General features: G+C 73.0%; 16 protein-coding genes. 3 read left to right on the top strand and 13 right to left on the bottom strand.

Going from position 1 to position 15,926, the window contains the following annotated elements; genetic code table 11:
* The first annotated feature begins 11 nt into the window (after positions 1-11).
* Positions 12-383, top strand: a complete 372-nt coding sequence (locus HNR12_RS21705) for a MerR family transcriptional regulator (protein WP_179769304.1) — start codon at positions 12-14, stop codon at positions 381-383.
* 280 nt (positions 384-663) lie between these two features.
* On the opposite strand, the gene HNR12_RS21700 is transcribed toward HNR12_RS21705, so the two are convergent.
* From HNR12_RS21700 to HNR12_RS21655, 10 genes are all read right to left on the bottom strand, one after another.
* Positions 664-996, bottom strand: a complete 333-nt coding sequence (locus tag HNR12_RS21700) for a DUF2469 domain-containing protein (protein WP_179769303.1) — start codon at positions 994-996, stop codon at positions 664-666.
* 204 nt (positions 997-1,200) lie between these two features.
* On the bottom strand, positions 1,201-2,130 hold the full coding sequence (gene lepB, locus HNR12_RS21695; RefSeq protein ID WP_179769302.1) for a signal peptidase I: 930 nt from the start codon (positions 2,128-2,130) through the stop codon (positions 1,201-1,203).
* A 274-nt stretch (positions 2,131-2,404) separates the two neighbouring features.
* Positions 2,405-2,764, bottom strand: a complete 360-nt coding sequence (rplS, locus tag HNR12_RS21690) for a 50S ribosomal protein L19 (protein WP_179769301.1) — start codon at positions 2,762-2,764, stop codon at positions 2,405-2,407.
* Positions 2,765-2,923: 159 nt separating this feature from the next.
* Positions 2,924-3,826, bottom strand: coding sequence for a tRNA (guanosine(37)-N1)-methyltransferase TrmD (trmD, locus tag HNR12_RS21685; protein ID WP_179769300.1), 903 nt, complete (start codon positions 3,824-3,826; stop codon positions 2,924-2,926).
* Positions 3,827-3,889: 63 nt separating this feature from the next.
* Positions 3,890-4,402, bottom strand: a complete 513-nt coding sequence (gene rimM, locus HNR12_RS21680) for a ribosome maturation factor RimM (protein ID WP_179769299.1) — start codon at positions 4,400-4,402, stop codon at positions 3,890-3,892.
* Positions 4,403-4,526: 124 nt separating this feature from the next.
* Positions 4,527-4,769: an RNA-binding protein gene (locus HNR12_RS21675; RefSeq protein ID WP_179769298.1), complete on the bottom strand. Its 243-nt coding sequence runs from the start codon at positions 4,767-4,769 to the stop codon at positions 4,527-4,529.
* A 1-nt stretch (position 4,770) separates the two neighbouring features.
* Entirely contained in the window at positions 4,771-5,295 is a 525-nt protein-coding gene (gene rpsP / locus HNR12_RS21670) for a 30S ribosomal protein S16 (RefSeq protein ID WP_179769297.1), read from the bottom strand.
* A gap of 350 nt (positions 5,296-5,645) precedes the next feature.
* Entirely contained in the window at positions 5,646-7,244 is a 1,599-nt protein-coding gene (gene ffh / locus HNR12_RS21665) for a signal recognition particle protein (RefSeq protein WP_179769296.1), read from the bottom strand.
* Positions 7,245-7,344: 100 nt separating this feature from the next.
* A complete protein-coding gene (locus HNR12_RS21660; protein WP_179769295.1) occupies positions 7,345-8,550 on the bottom strand; it encodes a hypothetical protein in 1,206 nt (401 codons plus the stop codon).
* A gap of 413 nt (positions 8,551-8,963) precedes the next feature.
* Positions 8,964-10,283 carry an ammonium transporter gene (locus HNR12_RS21655; RefSeq protein WP_179769294.1) on the bottom strand — a complete coding sequence of 440 codons (1,320 nt, stop codon included), beginning with the start codon at positions 10,281-10,283 and terminating at the stop codon, positions 8,964-8,966.
* A gap of 346 nt (positions 10,284-10,629) precedes the next feature.
* Here HNR12_RS21655 and HNR12_RS21650 point away from each other — a divergent pair, with 346 nt between their 5' ends.
* The gene (locus HNR12_RS21650; RefSeq protein WP_179769293.1) at positions 10,630-11,565 is read left to right on the top strand and encodes an ABC transporter ATP-binding protein; all 936 of its coding nucleotides are present in this window, start codon (positions 10,630-10,632) and stop codon (positions 11,563-11,565) included.
* Positions 11,552-12,349 (top strand): ABC transporter permease subunit, encoded by a 798-nt coding sequence (locus tag HNR12_RS21645; RefSeq protein WP_179769292.1) that lies wholly within the window; start codon positions 11,552-11,554, stop codon positions 12,347-12,349. The genes HNR12_RS21650 and HNR12_RS21645 overlap by 14 nt, the downstream gene beginning before the upstream one ends.
* Positions 12,350-12,401: 52 nt before the next feature.
* Here HNR12_RS21645 and ftsY read toward each other — a convergent pair whose 3' ends face one another.
* The 3 genes from ftsY to HNR12_RS21630 form a co-directional block, all read right to left on the bottom strand.
* Positions 12,402-13,574, bottom strand: coding sequence for a signal recognition particle-docking protein FtsY (gene ftsY / locus HNR12_RS21640; protein ID WP_179769291.1), 1,173 nt, complete (start codon positions 13,572-13,574; stop codon positions 12,402-12,404).
* 128 nt (positions 13,575-13,702) lie between these two features.
* The gene (locus HNR12_RS21635) at positions 13,703-14,737 is read right to left on the bottom strand and encodes a FecCD family ABC transporter permease (protein WP_372454489.1); all 1,035 of its coding nucleotides are present in this window, start codon (positions 14,735-14,737) and stop codon (positions 13,703-13,705) included.
* Between the two features lie 10 nt (positions 14,738-14,747).
* Positions 14,748-15,692: an ABC transporter substrate-binding protein gene (locus HNR12_RS21630; protein WP_179769290.1), complete on the bottom strand. Its 945-nt coding sequence runs from the start codon at positions 15,690-15,692 to the stop codon at positions 14,748-14,750.
* Between the last annotated feature and the right edge of the window lie 234 nt (positions 15,693-15,926).

Raw genomic sequence — 15,926 nt, 5'->3', positions numbered from 1 at the left:
GGAGGTGCGGGATGCGGATCGGCGAACTGGCCAAGGCCACCGGCGCGAGCACGCGCGCGCTGCGGCACTACAAGGCGGCGGGACTCATCACGTCCGAGCGCGCGCCCAACGGCTACCGCGTCTTCGACCCCTCCACCGCCGTCCGGGTGCGCAACATCCGCCACCTGCTGGAGGTCGGCCTCACTCTGGAGGACGTCCAGGTCTTCCTCCCGTGCCTGGACGGCGACATCACCTCCGCGCCGCCCTCGGAGAAGAACCTGCGGGTGGCGTTGGAGCGGCTGGCCGTGCTCGACGAGCGGATCGCCGCCCAGACCCGCGTCCGCGACCGGCTGGCCGCCGCCATCGTGGAGCGGACCGGCGGCCGGGTGCGCACGGTGGCCTGAGCGCCGCACCGCCGACACCTCGCCGGTCCGGCGGCCCCGTCGCGCCGCCGAGGGCCGAATCACGAGCACGCGAGGGCCGCCGCCGATATGTCCGTTTCCGAAGAAGCCGCCAGAACCGGTAGCGCCCGCCGGAAAACCCAGTTCGATAGGGGTGCTCCCCGCACACGCGGGGATGGACTTCCTGCGCGCGCCGAGGCGTACCGTTACCAAAACGCCGCCGGATCGACCCGTGAGGGCCGGTCCGGCGGCGGGGTTCGGGGCCGGTGCGGTCGGGCCGGGGTCAGGAGGATGAGCCGGGCTTGCCCGCTGCGGGGACCTCAAGGTCGGACTTGGTGATCTCTTCGACGTTGACGTCCTTGAAGGTCACCACGCGCACGTTCCGCACGAACCGCGCCGGGCGGTACATGTCCCACACCCAGGCGTCCTCCATCGTGACCTCGAAGTACATCTCGCCGTTCTCGGTGCTGCGCGGCTGAAGGTCCACGTGGTTGGTCAGGTAGAACCGGCGTTCGGTCTCGACCACGTAGCTGAAGAGGCCGACGACGTCGCGGTACTCGCGATAGAGCTGCAGCTCCATCTCGGCCTCGTACTTCTCCAGGTCCTCAGAACTCATCTCGTGCTCGCTTTCGTCGTGCAGTCCCGGTTGAGCGGCCCGGCCCCCTTCGCCTGAGCGGTGACTTATCCACTACAGCAACCATGATGCGACACGTGTCAACCGTCCGGGGGCGTTACGCGGGATTGCCGACGCCCGGCCCGCCGGGCCCGCCCGCTCTGCCCGCCGACCACCCGCCCGGCCCGCGCGAGCACGCCCGCCGTGTCACTTTGTGTCGGCGCGCCCGTCCGGCTCCTCCGGCGGGACGGCCGCGGCCACCACCGCGGAGTCCGGCCGGCGCAGCGACCGCAGCACGCGGCGGCCCGTGAGGTGGAAGGGCACGGCCGCGGCCGCCCCCAGCACCAGCGGCAGCGCCGCCGACGCCTCCACCGCCTCGGCGCCGGCGGGCTCACCCGCCGCGCCCTCGCCGGCCTGCTCCTCGGCCCCGGCCTCGTTCAGTTCGGCGAACGTGTCGGGCGTGGGCAGCGTGTCCATGCGGTCGAACGGCCACACGATCACCGAGGCCCGGCCCACCACGTGGTCGATGGCGATGGTGCCGCCGCCCGGCTCGTTCTGGTGCATCCGGGAGTCCTTGGAGATGGCGCGGTGGTCGCCCATCAGCCACAGCCGGCCCTCGGGCACCTCGACCGGCCCGAACTCCACGTGGGTCTCCTGGCTGCCCGGGTACAGGTAGGGCTCGTCCAGGGGGACGCCGTTGACCGTGACCCGGTTCTGCGCGTCGCAGCAGGCCACGGTGTCGCCCGGAAGCCCGATCACGCGCTTGATGTACTCGCGGCCGGTGGGCGCGGCGCCGAACTGCTGGCCCACCCAGTTGAACAGCCGCGAGATCGGGTTGGTGGGCTCCTCGACCGGCAGGGCGCCCTCTTCCTCGTCCCAGGAGCCGTCGCCGTTGAACACCACGATGTCGCCGCGCTCGATGTCGCGCACCTGGAACACCAACTTGTTCACGATGACCCGGTCACCGATCAGCAGGGTGTCCTCCATCGACCGCGAGGGGATCCAGTACGGCTGCGCGATCCACGTGCGGATCACGAACGCCAGCACCAGGGCGATGACGATCAGGATCGGGAGTTCCTTCCAGAACGACCCCGACTTCTCCGACCTCTCGCCGGCACTCTCCCTCTTGGCGCTCATCGAACCTCCTGCGCTGTCGGCTGCCTCGGCCCCACCGGTGTCGCCCGGTCGCGCGCACCCCGGCCCGACACGACTCTGGCCCTTCCACGCACGCGCGTGGAAGAGCCAGAGTCGCCGAACCGGTTCCCGCCGACGCGCCCGGTGGTGACGGTGGCCGCGCAAGAGGCCGATTCCAGTTTGCTCATCGGAACCGAAGCCTATCCGAGCGCGGCCCCTCCCGCCGGAAAAGGCACAGCCGGAAACCTCCGCCGCACCACCGGTCGCGCGAGTGCGCTCAGTTCGCGACGGGCTCGCGGCGCTCGCGGATGCGGGCGGCCTTGCCGCGCAGGTTGCGCAGGTAGTACAGCTTGGCGCGGCGGACGCGGCCGCGGGAGACGACCTCGATCTTCTCGATCACCGGCGTGTGGACCGGGAACGTGCGCTCCACACCCACGCCGTAGCTGATCTTGCGGACCGTGAAGGTCTCGCGGCTGGCGCCGCCCTGCCGCCGGATCACGACGCCCTTGAAGACCTGGACGCGGGAGCGGTTGCCCTCGGTGACCCGCACGTGCACGTTCAGCGTGTCGCCCGGGCGGAAATCAGGAATGTCCGAGCGCAGTTGAGCCTTCTCAATTTCCTGAATAGCGGTGTGCATCTCAGCGGTTCCTCATCGATTGCGCGCCGCGGCGACTAACTGGAGCGGTTCGCGCGGGCGGATCTGCTGCTGGGGTCGTAGGTGCCTCTGCCGGGTGTGGGCGGCCTGCGCCGGAGTTCCGGCATGCGGGCAACACGAGCGACGACAGGGGCAACTCGTCTAGTCTGCCATAGGTTCGGCACCGGTCTGCAACGTCGCCTCCCGGCCGGCGCCCTCCCGCCCCTGCTCGGCGGCGGTCTGGGCCAGAAGTTCCCGCACCAGCTCCCGGTCCCGGCGGTCCAGGCCGGCCATCCCGGCCTCGGCCAGCGCGCGCAGCAGCTCGGGCCGGTTGCGCGCGGTCTTGCGCAGCGCCTCGTGCCGCCGCCACCGGTCCACCGCGCCGTGGTCGCCCGACAGCAGCACCGGCGGGACCTCCAGACCGCGCCAGTGCGCCGGCTTGGTGTAGACCGGCCCCTCCAGGAGGTTCTCCATGGCGCCGGTGGCGAAGGAGTCCTGCACCGCCGACTCGGCGTTGCCCAGCACCCCCGGCAGCAGCCGCGAGACCGTCTCCACGATGACCAGCGTCGCCGACTCCCCGCCGGCGAGCACGTAGTCGCCGATGCTGACCTCCTCGACCGGCATGCGCCGCGCCGCGTCGGCCGCCACCCGGGAGTCGATGCCCTCGTAGCGGCCGCAGGCGAACACCAGCCACGGCTCCTCGGACAGCCGCCGGGCGCGCTCCTGGGTGAACGGGGTGCCGCTGGGGGTGGGCACCACCAGCCGCGGCACCGCGCCGGGACCGGGCGTGCCGTCAGGGGTGTCGGGGGAGGAGCCCTGGTCGGGGGTGGCCCGCCCCGCCCCGATGACCGCGTCCAGCGCCTCGCCCCACGGCTCGGGCTTCATGACCATGCCGGGGCCGCCCCCGTAGGGGGTGTCGTCGACGGTGTTGTGCCGGTCGTGGGTCCAGCTCCGCAGGTCGTGGAGGCGGATGTCGAGGATGCCGGCCGCCCGCGCCTTGCCGATGAGCGACAGCTCCAGCGGCGCGAAGTAGTCGGGGAAGATGGTGATGATGTCGATGCGCATAGGGGTGCGGGGTCCGCGAGGGAAGGGCGGCGCGCGGCGTGCGCGCCGCGAACGGGCGGGCGGTCAGCGGCCCAGGTCGAGCAGTCCGGGCGGCGGATCGACCACCAGCACCCCGGCCGCGGGGTCGACCTCGGGCACGAGGTCGCGGATGAAGGGCACCAGGAACTCGGCGCCCTGGGGGTCGGCGACCACCAGCACGTCCTGGGCGTTGTGCAGGACGTCGGCCACCTCGCCGACCTCCTCGCCGGCGGTGGTGCGCACCCGCAGGCCGATCAGCTCGTGGTCGTGGAACTCGTCGGGGTCGTCCACGGGTGGCACGTCGGCGGAGTCGACCCACAGGGTCACCCCGCGCAGCCCCTCGGCGGCCGTGCGGTCGGAGACGCCGGCGAAGCGCACCAGCAGCCGCCCCGAGTGGGTGCGGGCCGAGGAGACGGTCAGCGGCCCCGCGTCGGCGGGGTCGGTGGCGAGCCGGGAGCCGGGCGCGAAGCGGGCGGCGGGGTCGTCGGTGCGCACATCGACGGCGACGTCGCCGCGGACGCCGTGGGCGCGGCCGATCCGGCCGACAACGAGACGCATGGTCCTCCCGGGGAGCAGGGGCGTGCGGGCACCGAAGCGGTCTCCGCACATGCCGACGGGGCGCCGCTCGTGTTCCCAGCGGCGCCCCGGCCCGGCGCCGCACGGGCGCCGGGCCAAGCGCAGATCAGCGCACTTCGTTCAGGTCCAGCAGGTCGACGCGGACGTAGCGGCCGCCGGCCAGCGAGCCGACGACCGTCCGCAGCGCCTTGGCGGTGCGGCCGTTGCGGCCGATCACCTTCCCGAGGTCGTCGGGATGGACCCGGACTTCGAGCACCTTGCCCTTGCGGAGCCTGCGGGCTCTCACCTGGACATCGTCGGAGTTCACGACGATGCCTCGAACCAGGTGCTCAAGCGCCTCTTCCAGCACGTCAGACCTCGCCCTCGGGCTCCGTGGTCGTCGATTCGCCGGTGTTCTCGGTGGCCGGAGCGGCGTCGGACTTCTCCGCCTTCTCGGCCTTCTCAGCCTTGTCGGCCTTCTTCTCGGACGCCCCGGAGGACTTCCGGCCGCGACCCTTGGACTCGCCGCCCTTGGTGTCGTTCTCGGGCAGGACGAGCTCCTTGAGCACGGCCTGGAAGGCGGCCTCCTCGGCCTCCTTGTCGCGCGGCTCGGCGACCTTCAGCGGCGCCGGCTCGGTCAGGCCCTTGAACTTCTGCCAGTCGCCGGTGCGCTTGAGGATGGTCTTGACCGGGCCGGTGGGCTGTGCCCCCACAGACAGCCAGTGCTGCACCCGCTCGGAGTTCACCTCGATGAAGCTCGGCTCTTCCTTCGGGTGGTACTTGCCGATCTCCTCGATGGCCTTGCCATCGCGCTTGGTGCGGGCGTCGGCGACGACAATGCGGTACTGCGGCGTACGGATCTTGCCCATACGCTTCAGCTTGATTTTGACAGCCACGAGTGTGGTCTTCTCCCAGTTGCGATGCTCTGTGCCCACGACCGCCCCGCGTGGGGATGCGGCGGGGTCAGCGGGCGGGGACGTAGGTGTCCAGGCTAGTTAGAGGGCCGGCCCATCACACCGTTAGTCAACCACCCATTCTGCCAGACGCGGCGCAACGCAACACCCGTTCGGCGGCATCGGTCCGGCGGCGCGGGCGATGAGGTTCCGGTCACAGGCCCGCGCAACGGGCGCGCGGCACGGCCGGGCGCCCGCCCGCGGGAACGCGAAAGCGCGGCGGGCCGGGCACTTGGGGTGCCCGGCCCGCCGCGCTGACCGTGCTGTGGGCCGCGCGCGGCGGCCGTTCGGAGCTACTTGCGCGGCAGCTTGAAGTTGGAGAGGTCGGGCATGCCGCCGCCCAGGCCGGGCGGGAGCTGGCCGCCGCCGAGACCCGGCGGGAGCTGCGGCATCTGCGGCTGGTCGCCGCCCTCCTCGCGGCGGCGCTGCCGCTCGGCCGCGCGCTCGGCCTCCTGTTGCTTGGCCTTGAGCGGGTTGCCGCTGCGCTGCTTGCCCTTCTTGCCCTTCTTGGCCTGGGCCTTGCCCTTCTTGCGGCCGCCGGGCAGCGCCCCCGGCATGCCCGGCATCCCGGGCATTCCCGGCATGCCGCCGCCGTTCTTCATCTGGCGCATCATCTTCTGCGCCTCGAAGAAGCGGGTGACCAGGCCGTTGACGTCGCTGACCTGGGTGCCCGAGCCGTTGGCGATGCGCAGCCGGCGCGACCCGTTGATGATCTTGGGGGTGCGGCGCTCCTCGGGAGTCATGGACTGGATGATCGCGGCGATGCGGTCGAGGTCCTTCTCGTCCACGTTGCCGATCTGGTCGCGCATCTGCCCCATGCCGGGCATCATGCCGAGCAGGTTGCTGATGGGCCCCAGCCGGCGGACCATCGCCATCTGCTGGAGGAAGTCGTCGAGGGTGAAGTCGTCGTCGGAGGCCAGCGTGCTGGCCATCTTGGCGACCTCTTCCTCCTCGAACGTGCGCTGCGCCTGCTCGATGAGCGTGAGCACGTCGCCCATGTCCAGGATGCGCGAGGCCATCCGGTCGGGGTGGAAGAGGTCGAAGTCCTCCAGCTTCTCGCCGGTGGAGGCGAACATGATCGGCCGGCCGGTGATGTGCCGGATCGACAGCGCCGCACCGCCGCGGGCGTCGCCGTCGAGCTTGGTCAGCGCCACCGCGTCGTAGCCGACGCCGTCGAGGAACGCCTGGGCGGTGTTGACCGCGTCCTGGCCGATCATGGCGTCGACGACGAACAGGATCTCGTCGGGCTGGACGGCGTCGCGGATGTCGGCCGCCTGCCGCATCATCTCGCTGTCGACGCCGAGGCGGCCGGCGGTGTCGATGACGACGACGTTGTGGTTGTTGCGGCGGGCCTGCTCGATCGAGGCGCGCGCCACCGCCACGGGGTCGCCCACGCCGTTGCCGGGCTCGGGCGCGAACACCGGGACCCCGGCGCGCTCGCCCACCACCTGCAACTGGGTGACGGCGTTGGGGCGCTGGAGGTCGGCGGCCACCAGCAGCGGGGTGTTGCGCTCGGCGGCCAGCCACCGGCCCAGCTTGCCCGCCAGGGTGGTCTTGCCGGCGCCCTGGAGGCCGGCGAGCATGATGACCGTCGGAGGGGTCTTGGCGAACCGGATCTCGCGGGTCTCGCCGCCGAGGATCTCGACAAGCTCCTCGTTGACGATCTTGATGACCTGCTGAGCGGGGTTGAGCGCCTTGGAGACCTCGGCGCCCTGCGCGCGCTCCTTGACCTGGGCGATGAAGGAGCGGACGACCGGAAGCGCGACGTCGGCCTCCAGCAGCGCGAGACGGATCTCCCGCGCGGTCGCGTTGATGTCCTCCTCGGACAACCGCCCCTTGCCGCGCAGCGAGGAGAAGACCGATGTCAGCCGGTCGGATAGCGTCTCGAACACGAGTGTGGCCAGTCCTTCGTCTCGGGATTGGCTTCCTAGGTTACCCGCCGGGGCGCCGCCCGCGCGCCCCGGCCGTCACCCGGTCGGCGGGGGCGCCCGGTCAGTCGCCGGCCGACTCCGAGGGCGAGGCCGACGGCGAGCCCGAGGGGTTCTCCAGGGCGGCGTCGCGCTGCTCCTCGATGGTGGTCACGAACTCCTCGCGCGCCTCGCCGGTCAGCGCCCGCGTGGACAGCTGGGCGTCGCCGCTGACCTCGTAGCTCTGCGGCGACGCGCTGGGCGCGAGGTTGAAGTCGACGCCGCAGGAGAGGTCGACCGTGCCGCCCGCCTTGAGGGTGCCGGTGTCGTCGCACTCCTTGGAGCCCAGCTCGTCGTTGGAGACGGTGGCGTCCATGCGCACCACGACGCTGTCGCCGCTGTCGCCCTCGGAGTCGTCCTTGACCGTGCCGCTGACCGTGCAGGCGCCGCCGGTCTCGCAGTTGAGTTCGAGCTGGCCGCTCCAGTTGACCGGAAGCCGGGAGTCGGGCGCGCCCTTGAGGCCGTCGTTGGCCACGGCCAGGACGTCGGTGTAGACCGACTCCACGTCGGCGGGCTCGGCCGGGGTGAAGTTGAGGCGGCTGCGCGGGCCGTCCTCGGCGCCCTCGGGCGCCAGCTGCTCGATCTCGGCGCGCAGCAGCTCGCCGGACTCCTCACCGATCCACACCCGGTTCTGCTCGCCGCCGCGCAGGTCCACGCGGTGGGCGGTGGTGCCGTCCAGGTTCTCCAGCGTGGCCCGGCCGCCGTCGGGGGCCATGGCGCCGATGATGTCGGCGAGCTGGGCGGGCGCCAGCACCGCACCGGGGTCGAAGCCGAGCTGGCGGGCCGAGACCCGCACCCAGTTGTCGGCGTAGGAGTCGGTGTCGGGGTTGATGACGTTCTGGTCCAGCCAGTACTCCTCGGGCGCGTTCACGAAGATCCGGCTGTCGGCCGCCATGACCTCGGCCTCGTTCTCGCTCTCCTGGAGCGTGCCGTAGGAGGCGCCGGCCGCGGTGGTGGTCAGCGCGATGTCGCTGACGATGCTGTTCTCGGTGGCCGAGACCTGCCCCTGCACGGTGACGGCGGGCTGGCCGCGCAGCGACTCCAGCGCCGACTCCAGCAGCGGCGCGGCGTCGACGGGGGTGGGCGAGGGCGAGGGCTCGTCGCCGCCGCCCGGCCGCAGGTGGCTGAGGTCGATGGAGCAGCCGGACACGCCGAGGACGGCCGCCGCGGCCACCGCGGCGAGCCCCAGCGGTCCGCGCGATCGGCGCGAGGTGGAATGAACCGGCGACATCTTGCCTCCTGGCCCCCTGCCACGGGGTGCGCGTGTCTTGAGCGGAGTCGGCTGGATCGACTTGGCACGGTGCGCCAAGGGGGCGCCGGGCCGCTGAAGCGGCGCCAGGCGCCGGGACGAGGGCACGCGGGCGGGTTGGGACACCGTGCGGAGGCCGCGGTGTGCGCTGCGCCCCTCCGTTGCCGCACAAGCGTACCGAACCGGCGGAGGCGTCGGACCGGTCCCGGCGCGTCAAGGCGCTGGCCGCACGTGGCCGGGTGCCCGGCACCGCCGGGCCTTGCGCGCCCCGCGCGCCCCGGGGCGTGACTCCGGCCACGCGCGCATGTCCCGCACGCGGTTGAGCCGGCGGGGACCGCGTCCCCGCCGGCTCGTTCGTCACCTCATCGCAGCGCGTGCCGCGGCCGTGCCCGCCTCTACGCTGAGGCGGTCGGCCGGGCCTGCGGTGAGGCCACCTCCTCGCCCGGAGGCGTCGGCGAGGAGAGCTCTCCGCCTTCGATCTCGTCCAGCTCGTCGAAGGCGTAGGCGGTCTCGGAGTGCAGTTCGGCGTCGAGCCCGTTGGTCTCGACGTGCTCGGGGATCCGGAAGCCCATCACCAGGTCGATGATCTTGGCGATGACGAAGGTGACCACGAACGAGTAGACGAGGACGCCGGCCACCGCGATCGCCTGCACCGCCAGCAGCGCCGGCGAACCGCCGTAGAACAGGCCGGCCGAGCCGTTGGCCGAGGACGCCGCCAGGAGCCCGATCAGCAGCGAGCCGAGGATGCCGCCGACCAGGTGGACGCCGACCACGTCGAGGGCGTCGTCGTACTTGAACTTGTACTTCCAGCTGATGGCGTAGGCGCAGACGGCGCCGGCGACCAGGCCGAGCGCGATGGCGCCCAGCGGGGTGAGGTCCGCGGCGGCCGGGGTGATGGCCACGAGGCCGGCGACGGCGCCGGAGGCGAAGCCCAGCGCGGTGGCCTTGCCGTAGCGGATGCGCTCCACCAGCATCCAGGCGCCGGTGGCGGCGGCGGTGGCGACCTGGGTGTTGAGGAAGGCGAGCGCGGCGGCGCCGTCGGCGGCGTAGGCGGACCCGGCGTTGAAGCCGAACCAGCCGAACCACAGCAGGGCCGCGCCGAGCAGGACGAAGGGCAGGTTGTGCGGGCGCATGGACTCCGAGCCGAAGCCCTTGCGCCGGCCCAGGACGAAGGTCAGCGCGAGCGCGGCGGCGCCGGCGTTGATGTGGACGGCGGTGCCGCCGGCGAAGTCGATGACACCGTAGCCGCCGATCTCCAGGCTGCCGATCCAGCCGTCACCCCACACCCAGTAGGCCACGGGCGAGTAGACCAGGATCGACCAGACGGGGACGAACAGCAGCCAGGCCCCGAACTTGGCGCGGTCGGCGATGGCGCCGCTGATCAGGGCGACGGTGATGACCGCGAACATCATCTGGAAGGCGACGTCGAGGAGGACCGGAATGCCGCCGTCGACGGAGCTGATGAGGCCGGTGACACCGGCGAGGCCGAAGCCGCCGATGAAGGGCCCGGCGGTGTCGTAGGCCAGCGAGTAGCCGATGAGCACCCACAGGACGCTGACGATCGCGATGCTCGCGAAGCTCATCAGCATCATGTTCAGCACGCTCTTGGCGCGGGACATGCCGCCGTAGAAGAACGCCAGGCCCGGCGTCATCAGCATTACCAGCGCCGAGGATATGAGCAGCCACGCGGTCGTGCCGCTGTCGATGCCGTCCATTCAGTCGCCTCCATAGATCGGGCGGGGGATCGCGGTTCGTCCGAGGATGGGTCGGCGAGCACGTCGTCGGGCTCGGCGAAGATCACCACGTCCGCAACCTTCGTATTGCCGTGTTTCTGCACGTCGGCACCTTTGTTGCACCGGCGTAAAGAGATGTCCGCACCTGTTACGCCGCAGTGAAGCAACCGCTCAGACCGGCCGCGGGAAGCGCCCGAGAGGGCCCGCGCCCCACCCGGCGCGAATCGGTCAGCCCCCCGGCGGCGTTAAGAACCCGCTAGGCGGCGGCTGGCCCCCGGCGGCACGGGGAAGGCTCTGCCTCGCCGACGCGGAATCGAGATGACCGCCCATGAACGCCCATCCCCCCGTCATCACCTGCCGTGCGCTGGCCAAGAGCTACGGCCGCCGCCGCGCCCTGGCCGGCGTCGACCTCGACGTCCCCGAGGGCACCGTCTTCGGCTTCCTGGGACCCAACGGCGCCGGGAAGACCACGGCCATCCGGATCCTGCTCGACTTGGTCCGGCGCGACTCCGGCGAGGTCGCCGTCCTGGGCGCCGACCCCCGCTCCGGCGGGGTCCGGCTGCGCCGCGACGTGGGCTACCTGCCCGGCGAGCTGCCCCTGGCGGCCCGCCGCCCGGCCCGCGACCTGCTGGCCTTCCTGGGCCGGCTGCGCGGCGGGGTGCCCCGCGGCGAGGTCGAGCGGCTGGCCGAGCGCCTGCACCTGGACCTGGACCGCCCGCTGCGCGGCCTGTCCAAGGGCGACAGGCAGAAGGTGGGCCTGGTGCAGGCGTTCATGCACCGGCCGCGCCTGCTCGTCCTGGACGAGCCCACCAGCGGCCTGGACCCGCTGCTGCGGCAGGAGTTCCTGGACATGGTGCGCGAGGTCCGCGCCGAGGGCCGCACCGTGTTCATGTCGTCCCACGTCCTCAGCGAGGTGCAGGACGTCGCCGACCGGGCGGCCGTCATCCGCGCGGGCCGGATCGCGGCGCTGGAGGACATGGACGACCTGCGCGAGCGCGCGCTGCGCCGGGTCACCCTGACCTTCGCCGAGCCGGTCGGCGCGGCCGAGTTCGCCGCCCTGGAGCACGTGCGCGACGCGGCGGTCGACGGCGCGACCCTGACCTGCACGGTCGAGGGGAGCCCTGACGCGCTGGTCAAGCAGGCCGCCCGCCACACGGTGCTCGGCCTCACCAGCGAGGAGCCCGACCTGGAGGAGCTGTTCTTCACCCACTACACCGAGGGCGGGGCCGCCCGCGGAGCGGAGGCCGGCGATGCGGGGGCCTGACGTCTTCGGCGCGTTCCTGCGCGACAACCGGCGCGGCGTGCTCGGCTGGTCGGCCGGTGTGGCGGCGGTGACCGCGCTCTACACCGCGTTCTGGCCGTCGATGCGGGAGTCCGGCGCGGCCATGGCGGCGCTCACCCGGCAGATGCCCGAGATCGCCGAGGCCATGGGCTGGAGCGACCTGTCCACCCCCGAGGGCTACCTGCGCGGCACCGTGTTCTCCCTGCTGACCCCGATCCTGGTCACGGTGGCCTCGATCGCGGTGGGCGCCCGCGCCATCGCCGGCGACGAGGAGGAGGGCGGGCTGGAGCTGGTGCTGGCCCACCCGGTCAGCCGGGCCCGGGTGCTGTGGCAGCGCTTCGCCGCGCTGGCGGCCTTCGACGCGCTGCTGGGCGCGGCCGTGTTCGCGGTGCCGGCGGTGCTGGACTCCCCGCTGGAGCTGGGGATCGGCCTGGCGGAGCTGGCGGCGGCCGCGGCGGCGGTGGCGCTGGCGGGGTTGTGCCACGGCGCTGCGGCCCTGGCGCTGGGCGCCGCCACCGGGCGCCGGGCGTACGCCATCGGCGGGGCCGCGGTGCTGGCCGCGGTGGGCTACCTCGGCAACACCCTGGCCTTGCAGGTCGAGGAGCTGGAGTGGCTGCGGTTCGGCTCGGCGTTCTACTACGCGCTGGGCCCCGACCCGCTCACCAACGGGTTGGACCCCGGCTTCACCGCCGTGCTCGTGGCGGCGCCCGTGGCGCTGGTCGCGCTGGCCGGGCTGCGGTTCGACCGCCGCGACGTGCTGGTGTAGGCCCCGCCGGGGCGGCCGGGGCGGGCCGGGCGGGCGCCCGGCCCGGTCGGCGCTACTCCGCGTCGCCGAGGATGGCGTCGACGAACGCCTCGGGGTCGAAGGGCGCGAGGTCGTCGGGCCCTTCGCCCAGGCCCACCAGCTTGACCGGCACGCCCAGCTCGCGCTGGACCTGGACGATGATGCCGCCCTTGGCGGTGCCGTCGAGCTTGGTGAGCACGATGCCGGTGATGTTGACGACCTCGGCGAAGACGCGCGCCTGGCGCAGCCCGTTCTGGCCGGTGGTGGCGTCCAGCACCAGCAGGACCTCGTTCACCGGGGTCTTCTTCTCGATGACGCGCTTGACCTTGCCCAGTTCGTCCATCAGGCCGGTCTTGGTGTGCAGCCGCCCGGCGGTGTCGACGATGACGGTGTCGGCGCCGTCGGCGGTCCCGCGCGAGACCGCGTCGAAGGCCACGCTGGCGGGGTCGGCGCCCTCGTCCTTGCGCACGACCGGCGCGCCCACCCGCGAGCCCCACGTGGCCAGCTGCTCGGCGGCGGCGGCGCGGAAGGTGTCGGCGGCGCCCAGCACCACGCTGCGGCCGTCGCCCACCAGCACGCGGGCGAGCTTGCCGGTGGTGGTGGTCTTGCCGGTGCCGTTGACGCCCACGACCATCACCACCGCCGGGCCCCCGGCGTGCGGCTCGGTGCGCACGGCGCGGTCCTGGTCGGTCTCGATCTGGGCCAGCAGTTCGGCCCGCAGCAGGCCGCGCACCTCCTCGGGCGTGCGGCTGCCCAGCACCTTCACCTTGGTGCGCAGGCTCTCCACGATCTGGGTGGCGGCGGTGACACCGACGTCGGAGGTGATGAGGGTGTCCTCGATCTCCTCCCAGGTGGAGTCGTCCAGCCGGTCGGCCGACAGCAGGCTGAGCAGGCCCTTGCCCAGGGCGTTCTGCGAGCGCGCCAGCCGGGCGCGCAGCCGCACCAGCCGCCCCGCCGAGGGCGGGGGCATCTCGATCTCGGGAGCGGGCGGCGCCTCGGGCACGGGCTCGGGCGCCACCACCACCGGGCCGGCGCCCTGCTCCTCGGCGGCCTCGGGCTCGGCCGTGGTGGTGCCGGCGCCGTCCTCGCGCTCCTGCGGCGGCGCCTTGGGCGGTGCCTCGGGCCGCCGGGGCCGGATCAGGAAGACTCCGCCGAACACCAGCAGGGCGACGACGAAGATGATCACGGCGAAGATCGTGTAGTCCATCAGTCTCCTAGCGTGTGCCTGCGGCCGGGTAAGGGCTGACCACCGCTCGCGCGCATCGGACCGGGAACGAGCCGCAACCGCTCCAGTCTCCCAGATCAGCGCTCTCGATCAGGTCACGCACCGGTGACTCACCCGGCTCTGTTGCGTGTCGTTCTGAGGACGAACACGAAGAACGGGGCGCCGAGGAAGGCTGTGACCACGCCCAGCGGCAGTTCGGCGGGGGCGATCGCGGTGCGCGCGGCGATGTCCACGAGGACGAGGAAGGCCGCGCCGGTGAGCAGGGACACCGGCAGGATCATGCGGTAGCCGGTACCCACCAGGCGGCGGACGATGTGGGGCACGACGATGCCCACGAACCCGATCAGCCCGCTGACGGCGACCGCGGCGGCGGTGCACAGCGAGGCGGCGGCGATCACGGCCACCCGCACGGCGGTGGCGTTGAGGCCGAGGCTGACCGCCTTCTCGTCGCCCAGCGCCAGCAGGTCCAGCAGCCGGCCGGAGACCATGAGCACGGCCAGGCCGACGGCGGCGTAGGGCGCGACCATGCCGACGTCGTCCCAGCCGCCGCGCCCCAGGCCGCCCAGCAGCCAGGTGTAGATGCGCCGCAGCTCCTGGGTGCGCAGCATCTGCACCAGGGTCTGGCCCGCCGACAGGAACGACGACACCGCCACCCCCGCCAGGACCAGGGTGGCGGTGCCGCCGGTCCCGGCGACCGCGCCCAGCAGGTAGGCCGCCGCGACACCGGCCAGCGCGCCGACGAACGCGGCCACCGGCACCAGGGCGCGCGGGGAGTCCAGGAGGTCGGAGCCGTAGGCCAGCACCAGGGTGGCGCCCAGCCCGGCGCCGCCGGCCGCCCCCAGCAGGTAGGGGTCGGCCAGCGGGTTGCGGAAGACGCCCTGGTAGGCGGCACCGGCCGCGGCCAGCAGCCCGCCAACCATGGCACCCAGCACCACGCGCGGCAGCCGCAGCTCCACCAGCACCGCGAACTGGAGGTCGTTCAGCGGCGAGGCCACCGGCGAGAACGGCAGCCGGCTCAGCAGGGCGGCGGCGGCGTCGAGCGGACCGAATCCGGCGGAGCCGGCGGCGGCGCCGACCACCATGGCGGCGGCCAGCACGCCGGCCGAGACCGGTACCCAGATCCAGGCCGGGCGGGGAGCGCGCAAGGGCCGCCGCCTACCGCTCCCGCGCGGCGGCCGTGACGGCCTCGGAGACGCTCTCGGCGAGGTCGACCACGCGCGGGCCCCAGCGGGACGCGATGTCGGGGTCGAGCTGGACGATGTCGTCGTTCTTCACCGCCGTGACGGAGTCGAAGGCGGGGCGGCCGCGCAGGTCGGCCACGGCGTCCTCGCCCTCGTAGGCGAGGAACACGAGGTCGGGGTTCTGGTCGACGATGAACTCCGCCGAGAGCTGGGGGTAGCCTCCGGCGGTGTCCTCGGCCTCGTCGGCGATGTTCTCCAGGCCGAACCGCTCGTAGACCTGCCCGATGAAGGTCTGGGAGGTCGCCGAGTACATGCCGTCGTCCAGCTCGTGGTAGTAGGTCAGGTCGACCTCGCCGACCTCCTCGGTGGTCTCCTGGACCACCGCGTCGAGTTCGGACTCCACCCGGTCGGCGGCCTCGTCGGCCTCCTGGGCGTGCCCGGTGGCCTCGCCGAGCATGCGCATCTGGGAGTAGGTGTCGTCCAGGGTCTCGGCGGCCGGGATCAGCAGCACGGGGACGTCCACCTCGCGCAGCTGGGCGGCGGCGTCCTCGGCGTCGCGGGCCATGATGACCAGGTCGGGGTTGTACTCGCTGACGGCCTCCACACTGGGGGTGAACCCCGACAGGTCGGTGGTGGGCGCGTCCTCGGGGTAGTTGGAGAACTCGTCGGCGGCGACCACCTGGTCGCCCGCGCCGATCTCGAACAGCATCTCGGTGCTGCTGGGCGACAGCGAGACGATGCGCTCGGGGCGGGCCTCGATGGTGACCTCGCCGGTGCCGTCCTCGACGGTGACGGGGAAGCCCTCGCCGGGGGAGGCGGCTCCCTGGTCCTGATCGGCGGGCTCCTGGCCGCCGCCGCAGGCGGAGAGGGTGAGTGCGGCCAGCAGCAGGACGGCCGGCAGGCGACGGGCGCTGCGCACGGGACTCCTTCACGGGCTGGGCAGGGAACGGGCAGCCCGCGGGCGCGGAGCGGTCCGTCCTTCCTGCGAGGACTGGGAACACCGCGGCACCGGTGAGGCGGCCTGGCTCGTCCCGCCTCGCGCGCGGCCCAGGGGCCGTGCGGGGGCGGGCGTCACAGTTGCGGGACAGCGCCGGGTTGCGCGGTGCGCCCGAAAGGGCGCCCGCACCGGACTTCGCTCGCTCGGTGCCGTCGC

Origin of the sequence: Streptomonospora nanhaiensis, assembly GCF_013410565.1 — a bacterium.
Classification (GTDB): Bacteria; Actinomycetota; Actinomycetes; order Streptosporangiales; family Streptosporangiaceae; genus Streptomonospora; species Streptomonospora nanhaiensis.
This window is presented reverse-complemented; position numbering and strand designations above follow the sequence as displayed.

Coding starts and splice junctions, on each gene's coding strand:
- HNR12_RS21700 (WP_179769303.1), bottom strand. CDS start 996: ATGAGTTCTGAGGACCTGGAGAAGTACGAGGCCGAGATGGAGCTGCAG.
- lepB (WP_179769302.1), bottom strand. CDS start 2,130: ATGAGCGCCAAGAGGGAGAGTGCCGGCGAGAGGTCGGAGAAGTCGGGG.
- HNR12_RS21650 (WP_179769293.1), top strand. CDS start 10,630: ATGAACGCCCATCCCCCCGTCATCACCTGCCGTGCGCTGGCCAAGAGC.
- trmD (WP_179769300.1), bottom strand. CDS start 3,826: ATGCGCATCGACATCATCACCATCTTCCCCGACTACTTCGCGCCGCTG.
- HNR12_RS21655 (WP_179769294.1), bottom strand. CDS start 10,283: ATGGACGGCATCGACAGCGGCACGACCGCGTGGCTGCTCATATCCTCG.
- HNR12_RS21645 (WP_179769292.1), top strand. CDS start 11,552: ATGCGGGGGCCTGACGTCTTCGGCGCGTTCCTGCGCGACAACCGGCGC.
- ftsY (WP_179769291.1), bottom strand. CDS start 13,574: ATGGACTACACGATCTTCGCCGTGATCATCTTCGTCGTCGCCCTGCTG.
- HNR12_RS21705 (WP_179769304.1), top strand. CDS start 12: ATGCGGATCGGCGAACTGGCCAAGGCCACCGGCGCGAGCACGCGCGCG.
- rplS (WP_179769301.1), bottom strand. CDS start 2,764: ATGCACACCGCTATTCAGGAAATTGAGAAGGCTCAACTGCGCTCGGAC.
- HNR12_RS21660 (WP_179769295.1), bottom strand. CDS start 8,550: ATGTCGCCGGTTCATTCCACCTCGCGCCGATCGCGCGGACCGCTGGGG.
- rimM (WP_179769299.1), bottom strand. CDS start 4,402: ATGCGTCTCGTTGTCGGCCGGATCGGCCGCGCCCACGGCGTCCGCGGC.